The following is an 18231-nucleotide window of genomic DNA, read 5'->3' on the forward strand; positions in this document are numbered from 1 at the left end:
CCATGAGTTCACATCGAGAGCATGCCGATGATTGCCAACCTGTCTTCTACCGTTTCAAGCGACAAGGCGCAGGCCGACCGCGCACCCGCGTCGAGCGTCGACGCGCTGTACAAGAGCAGCCTGCGGGTGCTGCGCCACCTGCTGCGCAACCCGATGACCCTGGCGGGCCTGCTGGTGGCCTTGCTGCTGGTCGTGGTGGCCGCCTTCGCACCCTGGATCGCCACCCATGACCCGGTGGTGCAAAACCTCGCCAATGCCTTGCAGGCACCCGGTGCAGCGCACTGGTTCGGCACCGACGAATACGGCCGCGATATCTTCAGCCGGCTGGTGTATGGCTCACGCATCACCCTGTACATCATTACCCTGGTAACCGTCATCGTCGGCCCGATCGGGTTGTTCATCGGCACCGTGTCGGGTTATTTCGGCGGCGTCGTCGACACCGTTTTCATGCGCATCACCGATATCTTCATCTCCTTCCCCAGCCTGGTCCTGGCGCTGGCGTTCATCGCGGCCCTGGGCCCCGGCCTGGAACATGCCGTGGTCGCCATCGCGCTGACCTCGTGGCCACCGATCGCACGCCTGGCGCGCGCCGAAACGCTGTCGTTGCGCAAGGCCGACTTTGTCGTCGCGGTCGAGCTGCAGGGCGCCTCGCCGACCCGGATCATCCTGCGCCACATCGTGCCGATGTGCCTGTCGTCGGTGATCATCCGCCTGACCATGAACATGGCCGGCATCATTCTGACCGCCGCTGCGCTGGGCTTTCTTGGCCTGGGTGCGCAGGCGCCGCTGCCGGAGTGGGGCGCGATGATCTCCACCGGCCGGCGCTACATGCTCGAATGCTGGTGGCTGGTAGCCGTGCCGGGGGCCGCGATCATGCTGGTGAGCCTGGCGTTCAACCTGTTGGGCGATGGCCTGCGGGACATTCTCGACCCGCGTAGCGAGTAACTGGAGGCTTTATGTCGACGCTCAAACTCACTGTCGATTCGCTCAACGTGCGCTTCGTCAATGGCAAGAAAGAAACCCATGCGGTGCGCGACGTGTCGTTCACCCTGGGCCGGGAAAAACTGGCCATCGTCGGCGAGTCCGGCTCGGGCAAGTCCACGGTCGGGCGTAGCCTGCTCAAGCTGCACCCCGGTAGCACGCAGATCACCGCCAAGGCCCTGCAGTTCGGTGATGTCGACCTGCTCAGCGCCAGCGAGAAGGCCATGCAGAAGATTCGCGGCCAGCGCATCTCGATGATCATGCAAGACCCCAAGTACTCGCTCAACCCGGTGGTAAAGGTCGGCGAGCAGATCGCCGAGGCGTACCTCGCGCACCACAAGGCCAGCCGCAGCGAAGCGCGCGAGCGGGTCTTGCTGATGCTTGAAAAAGTCCATATCCGTGACCCTGGGCGGGTCTACAACCTGTACCCGCATGAAGTCAGCGGCGGCATGGGCCAGCGCATCATGATTGCCATGATGGTGATCACCAACCCGGAAGTGATCATCGCCGACGAGCCGACCTCGGCACTCGATGTGTCGGTACGCCAGCAAGTGCTCAACGTGCTCGAAGAGCTGGTCGTCGAGCAGCAGATGGGCCTGATCTTCGTCAGCCACGACCTCAACCTGGTCCGCAACTACTGCGACCGGGTGCTGGTGATGTACGCCGGGCGGGTGGTGGAGTCGCTGGCCGCCTGCGACCTGCAGTACGCCGAACACCCGTACACCCGTGGCCTGCTGGCAGCCTTGCCGAGTATGGACAACCGCCGGCCGCGCTTGCCGGTCTTGCAACGCGACCCGCTGTGGCTCACCTGCTGAGGTAACTGACATGACCATGATCCAAGCACAATCGCTGAACCTGAGCTTCGGTGTGGGCGCTGCCTGCAACCAGGTGCTGCACGACGTCGACCTGACGGTAGAAGACGGCGAGTCGTTCGGCCTGGTCGGCGAGTCGGGCTCGGGCAAGACCACGGTGTTGCGCTGCCTGGCCGGCCAGTACCGGCATTGGAGCGGGGCGCTGAGCATTGCCGGGGCGCCCCTGCAACACAAGCTCAGCAAGGAACATTTTCGCAAGGTGCAGATGGTCTTCCAGGACCCTTACGGCTCGCTGCACCCGCGGCACACCATCGACACCGCGTTGCGCGAGCCGCTGACCATCCACGGCATGGGCGAACGCGACGACCGCATCAACGACATTTTGCTCAAGGTCGGGCTTAACGACAGCTTCCGCTACCGCTACCCGCACCAGTTGTCGGGCGGGCAACGCCAGCGCGTGGCCATCGCCCGGGCGCTGATCCTCGAACCGCGCGTGCTGCTGCTGGATGAACCGACGTCGGCGCTGGATGTGTCGGTGCAGGCCGAGATTCTCAACCTGCTGGCGGACCTGCGTCAGCGCGAGAAGCTGACCTACCTGATGGTCACCCACGACCTGGGTGTGGTCAGCCACCTGTGCGACAAGGTGGCGGTGATGCAGCAGGGGCGGATTGTCGAGCGCCTGGACAGCCAGGCCTTGAGCCAGGACCTGGCCTGCCACGACTACACCCGCATGCTGGTGCAAGCCAGCCGCGATTTCAGTGCCGAGTCGCCGCGCGTGGCATCCGCCTGATCAGCCACCTCACCGCAATGGCAACTACAAGGAAGATAAAAATGCCGTACGCAAGACCACTTCTGACCACGTTGGCCATCAGCTGCAGCCTGCCGCTGTGGGCGATGGAGCCCCCCACCAAGCTGCAGGTGCCGACGCTGGCCTATGACGACCAGCAGATCATCCTGGTCTGGGAAAAACCGGCCGACCACGCCGACATCACCGACTACCACGTCTACGCCAACGGCAAGCTGCTCGGGGGCAGCAACGCCAACAACGGCCAGGTATCGCCCGCCAAACCCTACATCGACCGCTTCTACCAGCAGGACACGCGCAATTTCCATCACCGCATCGCCATCCACAGTTACACCGCGCAGGGCCTGGCGCCCGACACCGAATACCGCTTCACCGTGCGTTCGGTGGGCCGCGACGGCAAAGAGTCGGCTGATAGCCCCGTCATCACCCAACGCACCACCGCCGTGCCGGCGTTGTTCGATGTCAAACAGTACGGCGCCAAGGGAGACGGCCGCGCCCTCGACACTGTCGCGATCCAGCGTGCCATCGATGCCTGCACAGCAGGCTGCAAAGTGCTGCTACCCGCCGGCACCTACAAGAGCGGCTCGCTGTACCTCAAAAGCAACATGACCCTGGAAATCGCCGAGGGCGCGACGCTGCTGGGCTCCGAGCGCGCCGAGGACTATCCACGCCAAGGCTACATCCAGTACCCGTACTCCACCACCGTGCGCCCGGCCTCGCTGATCAACGCCTTGCCGCGTGACCCACGCAAGCACCAGGCATTCGAGAACATCCGCATTGTCGGCAAGGGCGTGATCGACGGCAACGGCTGGAAGCGCCATGCCGACGTGCTCGACGAGCGTGGCCAGGCGCTGCCGTTCTACCTGCCCAGCGACAATACCCGTTACCTGCAGGACGGCCTGCTGGCCAAAGCCCAGGTCGAACGTGCAGTAGCCGAGGGCATGAACGTCAAGGACGCCTATGGCCAGATGCGCTCTTCGCTGGTCACTTTGCGCAATGTCACCAACGTCTTCTACGGTGGCTTCACCGTGCTTAACCCGGCCTACCACGGCATCATGAACCTGGAGACCGAAAACGTGGTGATGGCCAACACCACGCACAAGACCTACGACGCCAACAACGGCGATGGCATCGAGTTCGCCAACAGCCGTGGCGCCATGGTGTTCAACAACTTCTTCGATACCGGTGATGACTGCGTCAACTTCGCTGCCGGCACGGGCGCCGATGCGGTCAGGCAAAAGCCCCAGGAAGATGCCTGGATCTTCAACAACTACTTCCGCAAGGGCCACGGCATGGTCGTCGCCGGCAGCCACACCGGGGCGTGGATCCAGAACATCCTGGCCGAGGACAACGTCTCCGACGGCACCGATACCGGCTTGCGCATGAAGAGCACCAACTTCATGGGGGGTGGGGCGCGTAACGTGGTATTCCGCGATTCGGCGATGCGCAACACGGTCAAGCAGGCGTTTATCTTTACCCTTGATTACAACGACCCCAATGCCAAGCTGGACTACCAGAAGTCGACGATAGCGGGGCAGTTCCGCGATGTGCGGGTCAGCGATGTCACCGTCGAGAACGCCCAACTGGCGGCAATCGAGGTCAAGGGCGACAGCCTGCATGGGGCTTATCACCAAGGCCTGGCCTTCGAGCGCGTGCGCTTCAGCGGGCCCGCCAAGGTGAAGATCGACGGCCTGCAAGGCTCACGGTTCGAGGCGGTTCACTTCAGCGAAGCCGGCACCGGCAACCCCTGGCAGGTCGGTAGCAGCGAAGGGCTGGTGTTCAAGGATGTACGGCCAGCCCCTGAGCCCGCTCACTCGCTGTAGACCGCCTGAAGCTTCTGCGCCTCACGCAGGCGCATGCGGCTGTTGCTCAAGTGCAGGAACATCGCCGCACGGGCGGCATCGACCTGCCTGCTGACGATGGCGTCGAAGATCTGCTGATGTTCGGCGTTGATGCCTGCCAGGTAGGTGCTGCGATTGCTTTGCCCGGTGTAGGCCGAGTTCATCCGGGTGCGGGGGATCAGCTTGGTACCCAGGTGCTTCATGATGTCGATCAGGTAGGGGTTGCCAGCGGCCTTGGCGATTTTCAGGTGGAACTGGAAGTCGGCATTGGTGGTGCTACCGGACTTTTCCGGACCTTGCAGCAGCGCCTTCAGCGCCTGCTCCAGTTCGTCGATGGCCTGGGGCGTGGCCCGTTCGGCTGCCATGCCGGCGGCTTGCACTTCCAGGCTCAGGCGAAACTCCAGCAGGTCGAGCACGTCGGACAACAGCATGATGGTCGCCGGCCCGACGTTGAAGCCTTCCGGTGCTGGCATATCGAGGACGAAGGTACCGACGCCGTGCTGGGTCTCGACCAGGCCGGCCGCCTGCATCCGCGACAAGGCGTCACGCACCACCGACCGGCTGACGCTTTCGGCGGCCATGATCTGGGTTTCGGTGGGGAGTTTGTCGCCGCGCTTGAGAGTGCCCTCGCGCATGCGTTGGGCAAAGCGCTCGACCAGCGATTCGGCGAGGCGGCGCGGTTTGATTTGGGCGGTGGCGTTGAAGTCCGACATCGTCGTGCTCTTGGCTGATCAGCGGGCATTATAGTGCGTTTTGCGGCAAAACTGCGGTTACAATCCTCCATCGTCTGGTTTGAATGGATCCTCCCATGGAGCGTGTTAACCCTGATCGACGCGTCAGCCTGGCCCAGCAACTGGTGCTGGAGTTGTCGCGCAGCATATTGGCCGGCGAACTGCCGGCCGGTACCAAGCTGCCGACCGAGCAAGCCTTCACCGAAGCGCGCAAGGTCAGCCGTACCGTGGTTCGCGAGGCGATGTCGCGGCTGCAGGCCGAGGGCCTGGTAGAAACCCGGCGTGGCATCGGTACGTTCGTGATGGACACCATCCGGCCGGGCGACCTTCAAGCTCATCCACATGAAAAGGGCAGCGCCCTGGATGCGGTGGCACTGCTCGAACTGCGCCTGAGCCTCGAAGTGGAGTGCGCTGCCCTGGCTGCGCAACGCGCTACACCCGGCCAGTTGCTGGCCATTCGCGCGGCGCTGGACGATGCCAATGCCGTGGGGCCGCTGCACAAGGACAGCACCCGTATCGTCTTCGAGTTTCACCTGCAGATTGCCCTGTGCACCGGCAACAGCTTTTTCATCGATGCCATGCAGCACCTGGCCGATACCCTGATGAGCGGCGCACAACGCACGCTCAGCGACGAGCAACGCGCCCAGCACGTGCGTGAGCGCGAGCAGCTGTACGTTGCGCTCGAGCATCACGACGCCGATGCCGCTCGGGCCGCCATGCGGCTGCATCTGACCAATGCCCTGCATCGCGCGCGCAGCGCCGTTCAGGCGCCGGGGTAAAGAATGCCGTTCAGACGCCGGCGTGAAAAACTCTGAATCTTCCCGGGGGTGGCGCAGTCGACCGGTTGTAGCCAACTGACGGAGAACGCACATGTCTCGCCCCGATCAACCCAAGCCTTACACGCCAGCGGAAATCGACGACACCGAAGACCGCATGGGCAGTGTCCACGAGCTGGACTTCGATGACCATAACGACGAACGCGAAGGGCGGGTGGGTGACGAGCGACCTGCCCGTGAAGTCGACCAGGAATTTGCGCCCAAACGTGTCGCCGAAGCCGGCATGACGGGCGGCGAGGCGCTGAGCGACAGCCTCCATGAAGACAATGTCACCTATGACGACATGAGCCCGGACACCTTGCTGGACGAGACCGGTGCCCGTGACCCGTATGAAGCCGGTGACGGCGAGGGCCCGGCTGACCAGTCCTTGCGGCGGGTCGGTGCGGGCGAAATTGGCGGCGGGTTCGGCCTGGACGAGGCTGAGCTGGCGCGTTCGGCGCCGCTGGACGGTGAACCCTGGACCGATGACGTAGTAGACGAGGAGGACAAACCCCATGAATGAGCAACGCTGTGCCTGTGCCCACTGTTCTTGCACGGTGGATGTCAATGCCTTGCAACAAGAGGGCAAGGCGTATTGCTGTGAAGCCTGTGCGTCGGGGCATCGCAATGGCGAGCCGTGCCGCATGAGCGGTTGTGATTGCGCTGAGGCGTCGCGGCCAGTCGAGGACGACGACAGCGCGGTGTGAATTGGACCGCCTTTTGGGGTTGCGAGCAGCCCCAAAAGGCGCCATTACGGGTCAATGCGTTTGCCAGATCCCGTCGCTGCGCTCGCAATCTGCCTGCGCCTGGCCAAGGCTGGGTGTGTCGTAATAGTAGGTAATCACCCGCGCATCCTTGGACAACGCCGGCCGTGTCGAAGGTTGCCCACCCCCGGCTTTGGGGTTGGCCAAGGCTTCCTGGGTCAAGGGCGCGATGCAACTGCCTACGCTGCCATCCGCGCACCGCGCGACTTTCTGCTTCTGCGTACTGAGCATGTCCTTGCTCTCGTTGCTGCACGACCAGTTGATCGCTTCGGCAGGCAGGTTGCTGTAGCTGTAGCAGGTGTGCTGCTCAACCGGCTTGACGGCTTCGCTGGAGGAACGGGTGAGCACATTGCAGGCCTCTGCCAGCACATGGGTGCTGGCAAAGCTTGTGAGCATCATCATCAACAGAGCGACTCGCATACGCTACCTCCCGGGCCAAGGCCCTTGAACCGCGCTAGGCTGGGTTATCGCGCTGGCGCATGGCCTTGGCGCGCTTTTCCAGAATCAGATACGTAACGACTGCCAGCACCAGGGGGATCAGGTAGTACAGCGTTCGATACCCCAATAGCGCGGCTACCAGCGTGCCTTGAGGGATCTGGCCGTGCAGCAAGGCCAGGAACACCGTTTCAAGCACGCCAAGGCCTGCCGGGATGTGCGCGACCACACCTGCCACGCAACTGATGAGCAGGATCCCGAGAATCGATGGGTAAAAGGCCTTTTCAGGGAGCAGCCAGAAGATCAGCAGCGCCATCAACGCCCAGTTGCTGGCGCCAAGGGCTACCTGGCACAGCGCCAGGCGCAAGGCCGGCAGGGTGACTTCATGTTCGCGCCATTTCCAGGTACGTTTTTTTGCAAAGCCGCAGGCCAGCAGGTAGGCAAGGGCGATGGCCAGCAAGCCAAACCCGATCAGTTGCAAGCCTGTAGCGCCCACCGCCCAGCTTTCGGGCAGTTTCACCAAGCGCAGGGCGAATACCGTACCGGCCAGCAGCATGTAGCCCATCCAGTTGGTCAACAGGCCTAAGGTCAGGATGCGGGTGATCGTCGCGGTGTCCAGGCCAAGCCGGCCATACAGCCGATAACGCAAGGCGACGCCGCCCACCCATGTGGTGAAGTTGAGGTTGAAGGCGTAGCACACGAACGCCACCGGCAACACCTGCCTGGCGGGCAGCGTATGCCCTGTGTAGGCACGTGCGAGCAGGTCGTAACTGGCAAACGTCAGGTAGCTGCACAAGGCGATGACCAAGCCGATGGCCAGGGTCCCGGGTTTGTAGGCCAGCAGTGACTGACGCACCTCGTTCCAGTCAAGGTTGCGCGCCAGCATGTACAGCAAGGCGGGTATCAGCAACAGGAACAGCAAGGTGAACAGGCGCTTGGCCCAGGTTTGCCACCGTGTGCGCGCCATCAGGTCTGCCCCTCGTGAAAATCGCCGTGTGCTTCGACTTCCGGTTGCACCGAGCGCAAGCGCTGACGGTGCGCCGGGAACCAGCCGGCTATCCGCGGGAAGTGGCGTATGGCGTGGAAGCACAGGAAGATCAGCGGTGCCCGCCACCAGTAGCCGCGGATCATCCGTTCCAGGGTGACCGATTTGCATTGTTCGCTGGCCAGCGCCTGCAGATGCTGGTGCAACTGCTGGTTGAACCCGCGATCGCGGATGAACAGGTTGGCCTCCAGGTTGAACGACAGGCTCAACGGGTCCAGGTTGCTTGAACCCACAGTGGCCCACTGGTCGTCGACCAAGGCGACCTTGCCGTGCAACGGTCGGCTGCAGTACTCGTGAATACGCACCCCGTCGCGCAATAGGTAGTTGTACAGCAGCCGCGACAAGGCCCGCACCCAGCGCATGTCGGGCTGGCCCTGCAGAATCAAGGTCACGGCCACCCCGCGCCGCGCTGCATTACGCAGTTCGCGCAGCAACCGGTAGCCCGGAAAGAAATAGGCATTGGCCACCACGATACGCTGCCGGGCCGCACGAAAGGCTTGCAGGTACTGCGCTTCGATGGCGGTGCTGCGCTGGCCATTGTCGCGCTCGACCAGCACGGCCGTGATAGCCCCGGTAGGCTCGGTGACCGGGCGCACCTCGCTGGGGGGCTGCAGCACCGGCGACATCAGGCGCCGACTGGTGGCGTGCACCTGGGCCACCACGGGGCCGGTGACCTCGACTGCGTAGTCCTGCTTGGCCATGGGCCCGTAGTCGCCCAGGTGGTCGGCACTGTAGTTGATGCCGCCGATGAACGCGCGCTGCCCATCGATCACCACGATCTTGCGGTGCAGACGGCGAAACAGGTTGGTGCGCATGCCCGCGAGCCTGGGCTGGGGGTCGAAGGCATGAAAGTTGACGCCGGCGTCGGTCATCGCCGAGATGAAGGCGTCGGGCAGGTCGGCAGTGCCGTAGCCATCGACCGCCACCTCGACGCGCACACCACGGCCAGCGGCCGCTATCAGCACCTGCTGCAACTGCTGGCCGACCTTGTCATCGAAAATGATGAACGTCTCCAGCAGAATTTCTTCCCGCGCCTGGGCCATCGCCTCGAATACGCGAGGGTAGTACTGTTCGCCGTTGATCAGCAACTGCACGCTGTTGCCCTCTAGCCAAGGTCGGTTCATAGGCTTATCTCCGCAGCAAGGGGGACATGGTCAGAAAGGTGCGACCACGGGTACTTCGCCAACACCTGCGCCTTGCCCGGCATGGCATTGCGCAGGTAGATACGGTCGAGCCGCAGCAGCGGCAACCGCGCCGGAAAGCTGCGCGCCGGGGTCCCGAAATGCTCGCCAAAGGCTTCGACCAGGTGTTCGGACAACACCGCATCGGCCTTCAGGCGCCAGTCATTGAAGTCGCCGGCAATGATCACCGGCGCCTTGGGCGGCAAGCTGTCGAGCAGCTCCAGCAACAAGCGCACCTGGCGCTGGCGGTGGGCCTCGCGCAGGCCCAGGTGCACGCACACCGCGTGTACCTGCTGATGGCCTGGCACGTCCAGGCAACAGTGCAGCAGGCCCCGCTGTTCATTGCCCTGAATGGAGACATCGAGGTTGGTGAACTGGCGGATCGGGAATTTCGACAGCAGGGCGTTGCCGTGGTCGCCATGGGGGTACACGGCGTTGCGCCCATAGGCGAACTGCGGCCACATGCTGTCGGCCAAAAACTCGTACTGCGGGATTTCCGGCCACGCCGCATGGCGTATGGCATGTTGCTGATGGCTGCCGTGCACCTCCTGAAGAAACACCAGGTCGGCACCGGTGGCGCGTACGGCCTCACGCAGCTCCGGCAGGATGAAACGCCGGTTGAATACAGTGAAGCCCTTGTGCACGTTGATGGTCAGCACGTTCAGCCGATGCACCGTGGTGACGTTGTCGATGATGCAGCGGGGGGCTGGCAGGGTTCGGTTCAAAGCTCGACCTCCGGTGCGACGCCAGGCTCGGTGACCAGGTCGTAATCGAGTTTCAGCTTTTCCAGCAGGCGTCGCGCGTCGTAGGGCGCATGCACCTTCTGGTCGTTGTCGAAGTAGCAATAAATGTCGCGGGAGGCACGCTGGGGTGGCGCGCCGGGCACAATCAACTGCGCGTCTTCCACCTGGCCGCCCTGGCTCCAACGCACGATGCGTTGCTTCCAGCGGCGCAAGGCGTGCGCGGTGTAGCCGCTGCTGTACAGTTCCACGTCGCCGTGCAGGCGCAAATAGACAAAGTCGGCGGTGATATCTTCGACATATGGCCATTTGCCTGCACTGTCAGCCACTACCAGCGCAATACGGTGTTTGCGCAGCAGCTTGACGAAGGCTTCACACAGAAAGCTCTCGTTGCGGATTTCCACGGCGTGGCGCAGACGTGCGTTGCCATCGATGTCGGTACTGCCATTGCCCTTGAGGCGCTCGGCACACCCTTTGGCACATTCGCGCGCGGCGTCCCGGGTGCGCGGGAGCAGTTCGAAAAACCGGGCGAAGCGTGCTTCGTCGAACGTCATGTTGGGCGGAAACTGCCACAGGATGGGGCCCAGTTTGTCACCCAGCAACAACGGCCCGGAGGCAAAGAAATTGGCCACCGGCTCTTCGATATCCTTGAGCCTGCGTACATGGGTGATATAGCGCGGCCCCTTGACCGAGAACACGAAACCGTCCGGCGTCTCCTCACGCCAGCCCAGATACCGTTCGGGGGTTTGCAGGCTGTAGAACGAGCCATTGATCTCGATGCTGTTGACTGCCCGCGAGGCAAACGCCAGTTCGCTGTCCTGGCGCAACCCCTTGGGGTAGAAATCCCTGCGCCAAGGGCCGTAGCGCCACCCTGAAATTCCGATGCGGATCTCGCTCACGCTGCCTTCCTCATTGCCAGCTCTTTGAGAGGTCACTCTGAAATTGCGACTGGCACGGGCCTGTGAGGTTCAGCACGGTTGACCAACGGGAGCGCGAGCAGAGTTGAACTTTGCCGCCGATGGCGTCTCCACCGCATACCAATGAGGGCCTGCCCATTCAATGGATGACCCGCCACCCTGGAGGCAAGCATGGCCAGACATATCATCCATTTCACCGGCCCGATCAACTCATCCACCTGCGGCAACCTGATCAGCACCTGCTCGCGGGCCATGCAACAAGGCGCCGAATTGCTGCAACTGAACATCGCCACCATGGGCGGTGAGTGCAGTTATGGGTTCACCTTGTACAACTTCCTGCGCGCGTTGCCGATTCCGCTGCACACCCACAACCTGGGCACGGTGGAGTCGATGGGCAATATCCTGTTTCTGGCAGGCGAGCACCGCACCGCCTGTGCGTTCAGCAAGTTCCTGTTTCACCCCTTTCACTGGACGCTGCATGGCTCGGTCGACCATGCCAGGATGGCTGAATACGCCATGAGCCTGGACTACGACCTGCGCCTTTACGCGCAGATCGTCGCCGAACGGACCCAGGGCAGTGCCGAAGTGCTGGATGTGCCCCGTTACCTGATGGCGTATCCGCGGATACTGGGGCCCGAGGAGGCGCTGGAGAACGGGTTGATTCACGCCATTGACGAGATGCCGATCGAATCGCAAAGCACCCAGTGGAGTGTGCATGCCTGAGGCTGCGGCGCAAACATTTGGCCTGCGGCCGTTTCATGCCACCCGTCAGCCCCGTGCAAAACGATTGAGCATTGGCGCTGATCACTGGCTCGGAACTAAGGCATTGCGCAGACAACCCTTCCATCGCAAGGAGAAACGACATGGCGCTTGAACAAGAGCGGACCAGCCAGCGCGGCGGCACCAAGGAGAACAACCCGGGCAATTTCGCCAATGACCGGGAAAAGGCGTCCCGCGCGGGGCACAAGGGCGGGAAAGTGTCCGGCGGCAACTTCGCCAACGACCGTGAACGGGCGTCGCAAGCCGGACGCAAGGGTGGGCAGAACAGCCATGGTGGCGGGCGACACTCGTGACCCAGGGCCTAGCCGATTGAACGTGTTGTGAGCGGGTTCGGCGCCACGTTAAACCCGCCTCAACGCCATCCGGGGCCACTGGTACCGAAGGTCGGCAAAAATTTTGAATTTTCTCGCACTGCCCCGATCAATCAGTGAGTCATCCATGGAGAAGAGGAGGCCCCTGCGATGCCTGGTCCACAGCTTTACATCATCGATTATCAACTGCATGGTCAGCCGCGCAGTTTTATCATTCGTCTTGAACGGTTGGACAACGCCGAAGCCTGGCATTGGGCAAGTTGTGATGCGGGCATCGGCATCATTCCCAAGTTCGGGCGGGAGAAAATCAAGAAAGTGAGCAGGCCGATGGCAGAACGCTACGGGATTACGGCGGTGAGCTGGCGTATTTCCGGGAGTAAACCCAATCAGCCAGTGGGTGACCCTGCAGTAGTGGGCTGATCGGTGGTGCGGCGATGGGCTGCACTGCAGCCCATCGATTCGGCAATCAGGCGCCCGATTCAGGGTCGCTGGCAGGCACCCCGGGGCGGTTTTCGTCATCATCGGTCAGGTTCGGATCGGCATCCGGGTCGTCCACCTGGTCCTGGCGCCTGCCAGGTTCCAGCTCTGGCCAGTCATCTTCGACGCTGCCACCCCCCATGTGCAGTCTGTCTTTCATCTCGCAACCCTCCGCTTGGTTGAAGCCTGCTTCGATAAAAAAGGGCCCGCGATCAGGCGGGCCCAATACAGGAGTGAGAGGCGAAGCCATTGACCACCCCTCATGAACTCAGAGCGACCAGCGCCGAGGGAGGTCAGTCCGATAGCTGCGCGCCCTGACCAACGGTAAAGCGCGGCTACCCTAGGCCCGCGTTCAATCAGGCTTCTTCAGCACCAAGGTGAGAATGTCGTAACTCGCCACCAGCTCGCCCAATTGGTTGGTCACCTCGACGTCCCACGCCACCACACCTTGCGGCTGTCCCAGCGGGCTGGTCTTGCCTTGGTCGATCTTGCGTTTGCAGGTCAGGCGCGCCTGAATCGTGTCGCCGATCCCCACCGGGTTGATGAAACGCAAGGTGTCCAGGCCATAGTTGGCCAGCACCGGCCCAGCGCCGGGGGAAACGAACAGGCCCGCCGCCGCCGACAGCACGAAGTAACCATGGGCGATACGCTTGCCAAACTGCGACTCCTTGGCGGCGATCTCATCGAAGTGCATGTAGAAGTGGTCACCCGACAAGCAGCCGAAGTTGACCAGGTCCGCTTCGGTCACGGTACGCCGGTGGGTGAGCAGCGACTCACCGATACGCAGGTCCTGGAAGTAGCGGCGGAACGGATGCACTTCGCTTTCGATTACCTCGGCACCGCGCACATACTCGCCCGTCACGGCGCTGAGCATGCTCGGCGAGCCTTGCACTGCGGCGCGCTGCAGGTAGTGCTTGACCGCACGCAGGCCACCGAGCTCTTCGCCACCACCGGCGCGCCCAGGGCCGCCGTGCTTGAGCTGGGGCAGCGGCGAGCCATGGCCGGTTGACTCCAGCGCGGCTTCGCGGTCCAGCACCAGCAGGCGACCATGCCAGGCGGCGGCGAGTGGGATGGCCTTGGCGGCAACGGCTCGGTCGGCGGTGACCAGGGTCGCCACCAGGCTGCCCTTGCCGCGGGCAGCCAAGGCCAAGGCTTCGTCAAGGTCGTCGTAGGCCATCAGCGTGCTGACCGGGCCGAACGCTTCGATATCGTGGGCACCGCCTTCGGCATGCGGGTCGCGCGCCTGAAGCAGGGTCGGCGCAAAGAACGCCCCTTCGGCAACGCCCTCGCCACGCGGCGCGAACCCGTCGCTGGCGCCAAACAACTGGTCGCAGCTCTGCAGCAGGCTGCGGACCCGCTCGCCAACGTCACGTTGCTGATCATGGGATGCCAAGGCACCCATGCGCACGCCCTCCAGCGAAGGGTCGCCGACCACCACCTTGCTCAAGCGCTCGCGCAGGCGGGTGGCGACGGCATCGATGTGCTTGGCCGGTACGATGGCGCGGCGGATGGCGGTGCATTTCTGCCCGGCCTTGGTGGTCATTTCACGCACCACCTCCTTGATGTACAGGTCGAACTCTTCGCTGTCCGGGGTTACGTCCGGGCCGAGGATCGCGCAGTTCAGCGAGTCCGCCTCGGCGGTGAAGGGCACCGAGTTGCGGATCAGGTTCGGCGTGACACGCAATTTGGCTGCGGTATCGGCGGAACCGGTGAAGGTCACCACGTCCTGGCCCTGCAGGCGGTCGAGCAGGTCGCCGGTGCTGCCGATCACCAGTTGCAGGCTGCCAGCCGGCAGCAGGCCCGACGCGTGCATCAGGCGCACCACGGCTTCGGTCAGGTAACTGGTGGATGTGGCGGGTTTGACAATGCACGGCATGCCGGCCAGGAAGGTGGGCGCGAACTTCTCCAGCATGCCCCAGATGGGGAAGTTGAACGCATTGATATGCACGGCGACGCCAGCACGCGGCACCAGGATATGGCTGCCGGCGAAATGGCCTTGCTTGCCCAATGGTATCGCCGGGCCTTCGTGCACCAGGTTGCCCGAGGGCAGTTCGCGGCTGCCGATGCCGGCGTAGGCGAACAGCGTGGCATTGCCGCCTTCGATGTCGATCCAGCTGTCGGCGCGGGTGGCGCCACTGTGGTGTGACAGGGCGTAGAGCTGCTCTTTGTGCTCGGCCAGGTACAGCGCCAGGGCCTTGAGGCGGGCTGCGCGCTGCTGGAAGTCCATGGCCATCAGTGCGGCCAGGCCACGGGCGCGGGCAAAGTCCACGGCTTCGGCGAAGTCTGGGCGTTCTTCATGGCTGTAGGCCAGGACATGGCCGTTCAAGGCACTGCGCAGGGCCTGGGCGCCGTGCTGGCCGATCCAGCGGCCAGCGATGAAGCTCTGCAGGGTTGGGGCGTCAGACATGCTGTTCTCCTTTTGAGGGCGCTGTTACCACAGCGCCAGGGTGTAGCCGATGATCAGGCGATTCTCATCCACAGCATTGGTCAGGCCATTGCCGGAGCGGAAGGTGACGTTGCGCCAGCGCAGGCTGACGTCCTTGAACGGGCCGCTCTGGATGACGTAGGTGAGGTCGGTGTCGCGCTCGCGCTCACGGCCGTTGCTGACGGTTGCGGTCTCGGCGTGGCGGCCGTCGGTGTAGCGGGTCATGAAACTCAGGCCAGGGATGCCCATGGCGACGAAATCGTAGTCATAGCGCACCTGCCACGAATCGAGCCCGGCGCGGGTGAAGGTGTTGTAGGTCACCAGGTTGACGGTGAACGGGTCGCCGCCGTTGACGAAGGGGAAGGCGCTGTCGCCGGACATCTGCTGCCAGGTGGCAGTGAACTTGTGCGCCCTGACGCCGAGGGTGAACATGGCGTTGAAGTTGCGGTTGTCGATGTTGCCGGCGCGTTCGGCGCCATCATTGCGGCTGTCGAAGTACCGCAGGTCGCTGCGTAGGCTCAGGCCTTCGCCCAGCGGGCGGGTGTCGACCAGGCCGACGAACTGCTGGCGGTAGATGTCTTCGAGCTTGGCGTAGTAGTAGCTGACGCTGGTCTGCGGGGTAATGGCGTAGCTGCCACCGCCGAAGTCCAGGTGGTCGCTGCTGGCGGCGCCGTAGCCGATGTCGTCGCGGCCAGACGAGTCGCGCAGGTTGGCCTTGGTCAGGCGCCCGGCGTTGACGGTCAGGCCATTGAGTTCCTGGCTGGTCAGCAGCCCGCCCTGGAAGGTCGAAGCCAGCAGGCGGGTGTCGTTGTACACCACCACCGGCAGGATCGGCTGCAAGGTGCCCAGGCGCAGGGTGCTCTTGGACACGCGCACTTTACCGGTCAGGCCCAACTCACTGTAATCATCGACAGGCTCGTGGCTGTTCGGGCCAAACGGCAGCAGGCCGGTGTTGCGGCGGTCACGGCTGCTGTCGAGCTTGACGCCCAACTGGCCCATGGCATCCACGCCGACGCCTACCGGGCCTTCGGTGAAGCCCGATTCCAGGCGGGCAGTAAAGCCTTGGCCCCATTCCTCGGCCTTGGCCTGCGGCGCATTGCTCTGGCGGAAGTCGCGGTTGATGTAGTGGTTGCGCAGTTCCAGGCGCGCATGGCTGTCGCCGACGAAGTCCGCCATGGCCGGCAAGGGCAGGGCGAGCGTGGCAAGCCAGGTGAGGCAAGAGAAGCGAGTGCGGTTCATTGTTGTTGTACCCGACATGGTTGTTCTCGAAATCAGTGCTTGCTGGCGCCGGCGGCGCCAATACCGGTCATGGAGCGAATGAACTGCGCCAGGTAGCGGCCACGTTCTTCGGTGGCCCGCGCCGAACTGTCGGTGACCGAGAACACCCAGGCGCCGAGGAACGCCAGGCTCATCGAGAACAGCGCCGGGTTGCTGTAGGGGAACAGTGCCTGTTCGTTGTGCAGCACGTTGACCCACACCGCCGGGCCCAGTACCACCAGCACGACGGCCGAGAACAGCCCGGCCATGCTGCCGCACACCGCGCCGCGGGTAGTCAGGCCCTTCCAGAACATCGAAAGCAGCAACACAGGGAAGTTGACCGACGCAGCCACGGCCAGCACCAGGCCGGAGAGGAAGGCGATGTTCTGCGACTCGAACACCAGCCCGAGCACCACTGCCAGCAGGCCGATCACCAGGGTGGCGATACGTGAAACCCGCATCTCTTGCTGCTCGGTGGCCTGGCCTTTGCGCATCACACAGGCATACAGGTCGTGGGACACCGCCGACGCACCGGATAGCGCCAGGCCAGCCACGACCGCTAGAATGGTGGCGAAGGCCACGGCAGAAATGAAACCGAGGAACAGGTTGCCACCCACCGCCTGGGCCAGGTGCACCGCGACCATGTTGCCGCCGCCGATGATCGCGCCCGCTGCATCGCGGTAAGACGGCTCGGTGCCGACCATGACGATGGCGCCGAAGCCGATGACGATCAGCAGCAGGTAGAAGTAGCCAATGAAACCGGTGGCGTAGAACACGCTCTTACGCGCTTCCTTGGCATCGCTGACGGTGAAGAACCGCATCAGGATATGAGGCAGGCCCGCCGTGCCGAACATCATGCCCAGGCCCAGCGAAATCGCGTCCACCGGGTTCGACAGCAAGCCGCCCGGCGCCATGATTGCCTGGCCCTTGGCGTGCACGGCAACGGCACTGGCAAACATCGCCTCGGTGCTGAAGCCAAAGTGCTTGAGCACCATGAAGGCCATGAACGTGGTACCGCTGAGCAACATCACCGCCTTGATGATCTGCACCCAGGTGGTGGCGAGCATGCCGCCGAAGGTCACGTAGGCGACCATCAGCACCCCGACCAGCATCACCGCATACAGGTAGCTGATACCGAACAGCAGCTCGATCAGCTTGCCGGCACCGACCATCTGCGCCACCAGGTACATCAGCGCCACGACCAGGGTGCCGAACGCCGACGTCAGGCGCACGGGGGTTTGAGCCAGGCGGTAGGACACCACATCGGCAAAGGTGTACTTGCCCAGGTTGCGCAAGCGTTCGGCGATCAGGAACAGGATGATCGGCCAGCCGGCGAGCACGCCCAGGGCGTACAGCAGGCCGTCGTAGCCGTTCATGAACATCATTGCCGAAATGCCCAGGAACGACGCGGCGCTGATCATGTCGCCGGCGATCGCCAGGCCGTTCTGCATGCCGGTCAGGCCGCCGCCGGCGGTGTAGAAGTCACTGGCCGAACGGGTCCGCAATGCGGCCCAGCGGGTGACCAGCAAGGTGAAGCAGACGAACACCATGAACATCGAGATGGCGGTCCAGTTCATTGCGCGCACTCCTGCTTGACCTTGTCGTTGAGCGGGTCGAGCACGTTGTTGGCGCGGTGCACGTAGATGCCGGTGAGGGCGAACGACAACAGCACCATGAGCACGCCCACCAGCATGCCGACGGTGGTCACGCCACCGCTGAGCGACTGGCCGAGGGTGCTGGGCGAGAACGCCACCAGCAGGACGAAGCCGTAGTAGATCACCAGCATGGCCAGGGTCAGGCTGCCGTTGAGGCGGCGCTTGCGCCGGACCAGGTGCTGGAAGTCGGGGTGGTTGGCGATGCTTGCGATGCGTTCGGGAGTCATGGGTCAGCGATCTCTTGGTGTTGTAGTTGTTT

The 18231-nt window shown here is 63.5% G+C and carries 19 protein-coding genes and 2 pseudogenes; 10 read left to right on the forward strand and 11 right to left on the reverse strand.

Annotation, left to right across the window (positions count from 1 at the left end; genetic code table 11):
- Positions 1-27 precede the first annotated feature (27 nt).
- Genes CKW22_RS17030 through CKW22_RS17045 form a run of 4 tightly spaced genes read left to right on the forward strand, consistent with a single transcriptional unit; the run spans position 28 to position 4421 of the window.
- Positions 28-945, forward strand: a complete 918-nt coding sequence (locus tag CKW22_RS17030) for an ABC transporter permease (RefSeq protein WP_033700042.1) — start codon at positions 28-30, stop codon at positions 943-945.
- Positions 946-956: 11 nt separating this feature from the next.
- Positions 957-1796 (forward strand): ABC transporter ATP-binding protein, encoded by an 840-nt coding sequence (locus tag CKW22_RS17035; protein ID WP_033697926.1) that lies wholly within the window; start codon positions 957-959, stop codon positions 1794-1796.
- 10 nt (positions 1797-1806) lie between these two features.
- Positions 1807-2583, forward strand: coding sequence for an ABC transporter ATP-binding protein (locus CKW22_RS17040; RefSeq protein ID WP_033697925.1), 777 nt, complete (start codon positions 1807-1809; stop codon positions 2581-2583).
- A 41-nt stretch (positions 2584-2624) separates the two neighbouring features.
- On the forward strand, positions 2625-4421 hold the full coding sequence (locus CKW22_RS17045) for a glycosyl hydrolase family 28 protein (protein WP_256577305.1): 1797 nt from the start codon (positions 2625-2627) through the stop codon (positions 4419-4421).
- On the opposite strand, the gene CKW22_RS17050 is transcribed toward CKW22_RS17045, so the two are convergent.
- The gene (locus tag CKW22_RS17050) at positions 4409-5152 is read right to left on the reverse strand and encodes a FadR/GntR family transcriptional regulator (protein ID WP_047583192.1); all 744 of its coding nucleotides are present in this window, start codon (positions 5150-5152) and stop codon (positions 4409-4411) included. The two genes, CKW22_RS17045 and CKW22_RS17050, sit on opposite strands and share 13 nt — an antisense overlap.
- A 95-nt stretch (positions 5153-5247) precedes the next feature.
- Here CKW22_RS17050 and CKW22_RS17055 point away from each other — a divergent pair, with 95 nt between their 5' ends.
- From CKW22_RS17055 to CKW22_RS17065, 3 genes are all read left to right on the forward strand, one after another.
- Complete coding sequence (locus CKW22_RS17055) at positions 5248-5949, forward strand: FadR/GntR family transcriptional regulator (protein ID WP_033697922.1); 702 nt, start codon at positions 5248-5250, stop codon at positions 5947-5949.
- Between the two features lie 91 nt (positions 5950-6040).
- Complete coding sequence (locus tag CKW22_RS17060) at positions 6041-6508, forward strand: phosphotransferase system, HPr-related protein (RefSeq protein WP_095064468.1); 468 nt, start codon at positions 6041-6043, stop codon at positions 6506-6508.
- Complete coding sequence (locus tag CKW22_RS17065; RefSeq protein WP_077068409.1) at positions 6501-6692, forward strand: metallothionein; 192 nt, start codon at positions 6501-6503, stop codon at positions 6690-6692. Before CKW22_RS17060 ends, CKW22_RS17065 begins: the two co-directional genes overlap by 8 nt.
- Before the next feature lie 51 nt (positions 6693-6743).
- Here the strand turns inward: CKW22_RS17065 and CKW22_RS17070 are convergent, their stop codons facing one another.
- Genes CKW22_RS17070 through CKW22_RS17090 form a run of 5 tightly spaced genes read right to left on the reverse strand, consistent with a single transcriptional unit; the run spans position 6744 to position 11049 of the window.
- Positions 6744-7169: a hypothetical protein gene (locus tag CKW22_RS17070; RefSeq protein WP_095064469.1), complete on the reverse strand. Its 426-nt coding sequence runs from the start codon at positions 7167-7169 to the stop codon at positions 6744-6746.
- 34 nt (positions 7170-7203) lie between these two features.
- The gene (locus CKW22_RS17075; protein WP_095064470.1) at positions 7204-8151 is read right to left on the reverse strand and encodes a lysylphosphatidylglycerol synthase domain-containing protein; all 948 of its coding nucleotides are present in this window, start codon (positions 8149-8151) and stop codon (positions 7204-7206) included.
- Positions 8151-9353 (reverse strand): cardiolipin synthase ClsB, encoded by a 1203-nt coding sequence (gene clsB / locus CKW22_RS17080; protein WP_033697918.1) that lies wholly within the window; start codon positions 9351-9353, stop codon positions 8151-8153. The genes CKW22_RS17075 and clsB overlap by 1 nt, the downstream gene beginning before the upstream one ends.
- The gene (locus CKW22_RS17085; protein ID WP_033697917.1) at positions 9350-10135 is read right to left on the reverse strand and encodes an endonuclease/exonuclease/phosphatase family protein; all 786 of its coding nucleotides are present in this window, start codon (positions 10133-10135) and stop codon (positions 9350-9352) included. The genes clsB and CKW22_RS17085 overlap by 4 nt, the downstream gene beginning before the upstream one ends.
- Positions 10132-11049 (reverse strand): DUF72 domain-containing protein, encoded by a 918-nt coding sequence (locus CKW22_RS17090; protein WP_095064471.1) that lies wholly within the window; start codon positions 11047-11049, stop codon positions 10132-10134. Before CKW22_RS17090 ends, CKW22_RS17085 begins: the two co-directional genes overlap by 4 nt.
- 189 nt (positions 11050-11238) lie before the next feature.
- Between CKW22_RS17090 and CKW22_RS17095 the strand changes: the two genes are divergently transcribed.
- The 3 genes and pseudogenes from CKW22_RS17095 (at position 11239) to CKW22_RS17105 (ending at position 12578) form a co-directional block, all read left to right on the forward strand.
- Entirely contained in the window at positions 11239-11790 is a 552-nt protein-coding gene (locus CKW22_RS17095) for an ATP-dependent Clp protease proteolytic subunit (protein ID WP_033697915.1), read from the forward strand.
- A gap of 194 nt (positions 11791-11984) precedes the next feature.
- A pseudogene (locus tag CKW22_RS17100) lies at positions 11985-12140 on the forward strand (general stress protein); the annotation flags it as partial.
- A gap of 168 nt (positions 12141-12308) precedes the next feature.
- A complete protein-coding gene (locus CKW22_RS17105; protein ID WP_077068408.1) occupies positions 12309-12578 on the forward strand; it encodes a DUF6555 family protein in 270 nt (89 codons plus the stop codon).
- A 46-nt stretch (positions 12579-12624) separates the two neighbouring features.
- Here the strand turns inward: CKW22_RS17105 and CKW22_RS27485 are convergent, their stop codons facing one another.
- The 5 genes and pseudogenes from CKW22_RS27485 to CKW22_RS17130 form a co-directional block, all read right to left on the reverse strand.
- Positions 12625-12795 (reverse strand): hypothetical protein, encoded by a 171-nt coding sequence (locus CKW22_RS27485; RefSeq protein WP_160015192.1) that lies wholly within the window; start codon positions 12793-12795, stop codon positions 12625-12627.
- 192 nt (positions 12796-12987) lie between these two features.
- Complete coding sequence (gene paaZ / locus CKW22_RS17115; RefSeq protein WP_033697911.1) at positions 12988-15042, reverse strand: phenylacetic acid degradation bifunctional protein PaaZ; 2055 nt, start codon at positions 15040-15042, stop codon at positions 12988-12990.
- Between the two features lie 24 nt (positions 15043-15066).
- The gene (locus CKW22_RS17120; protein ID WP_033697910.1) at positions 15067-16299 is read right to left on the reverse strand and encodes an OprD family porin; all 1233 of its coding nucleotides are present in this window, start codon (positions 16297-16299) and stop codon (positions 15067-15069) included.
- Between the two features lie 32 nt (positions 16300-16331).
- Positions 16332-17900, reverse strand: a pseudogene (locus CKW22_RS17125) (cation acetate symporter); the annotation flags it as partial.
- On the reverse strand, positions 17891-18199 hold the full coding sequence (locus tag CKW22_RS17130) for a DUF485 domain-containing protein (protein WP_012314487.1): 309 nt from the start codon (positions 18197-18199) through the stop codon (positions 17891-17893). The gene CKW22_RS17130 and the pseudogene CKW22_RS17125, both read right to left, overlap by 10 nt.
- Positions 18200-18231: the final 32 nt, after the last annotated feature.

It is taken from the genome of Pseudomonas sp. Irchel s3f19, assembly GCF_900187555.1.
Taxonomy (GTDB): Bacteria; Pseudomonadota; Gammaproteobacteria; order Pseudomonadales; family Pseudomonadaceae; genus Aquipseudomonas; species Aquipseudomonas capeferrum.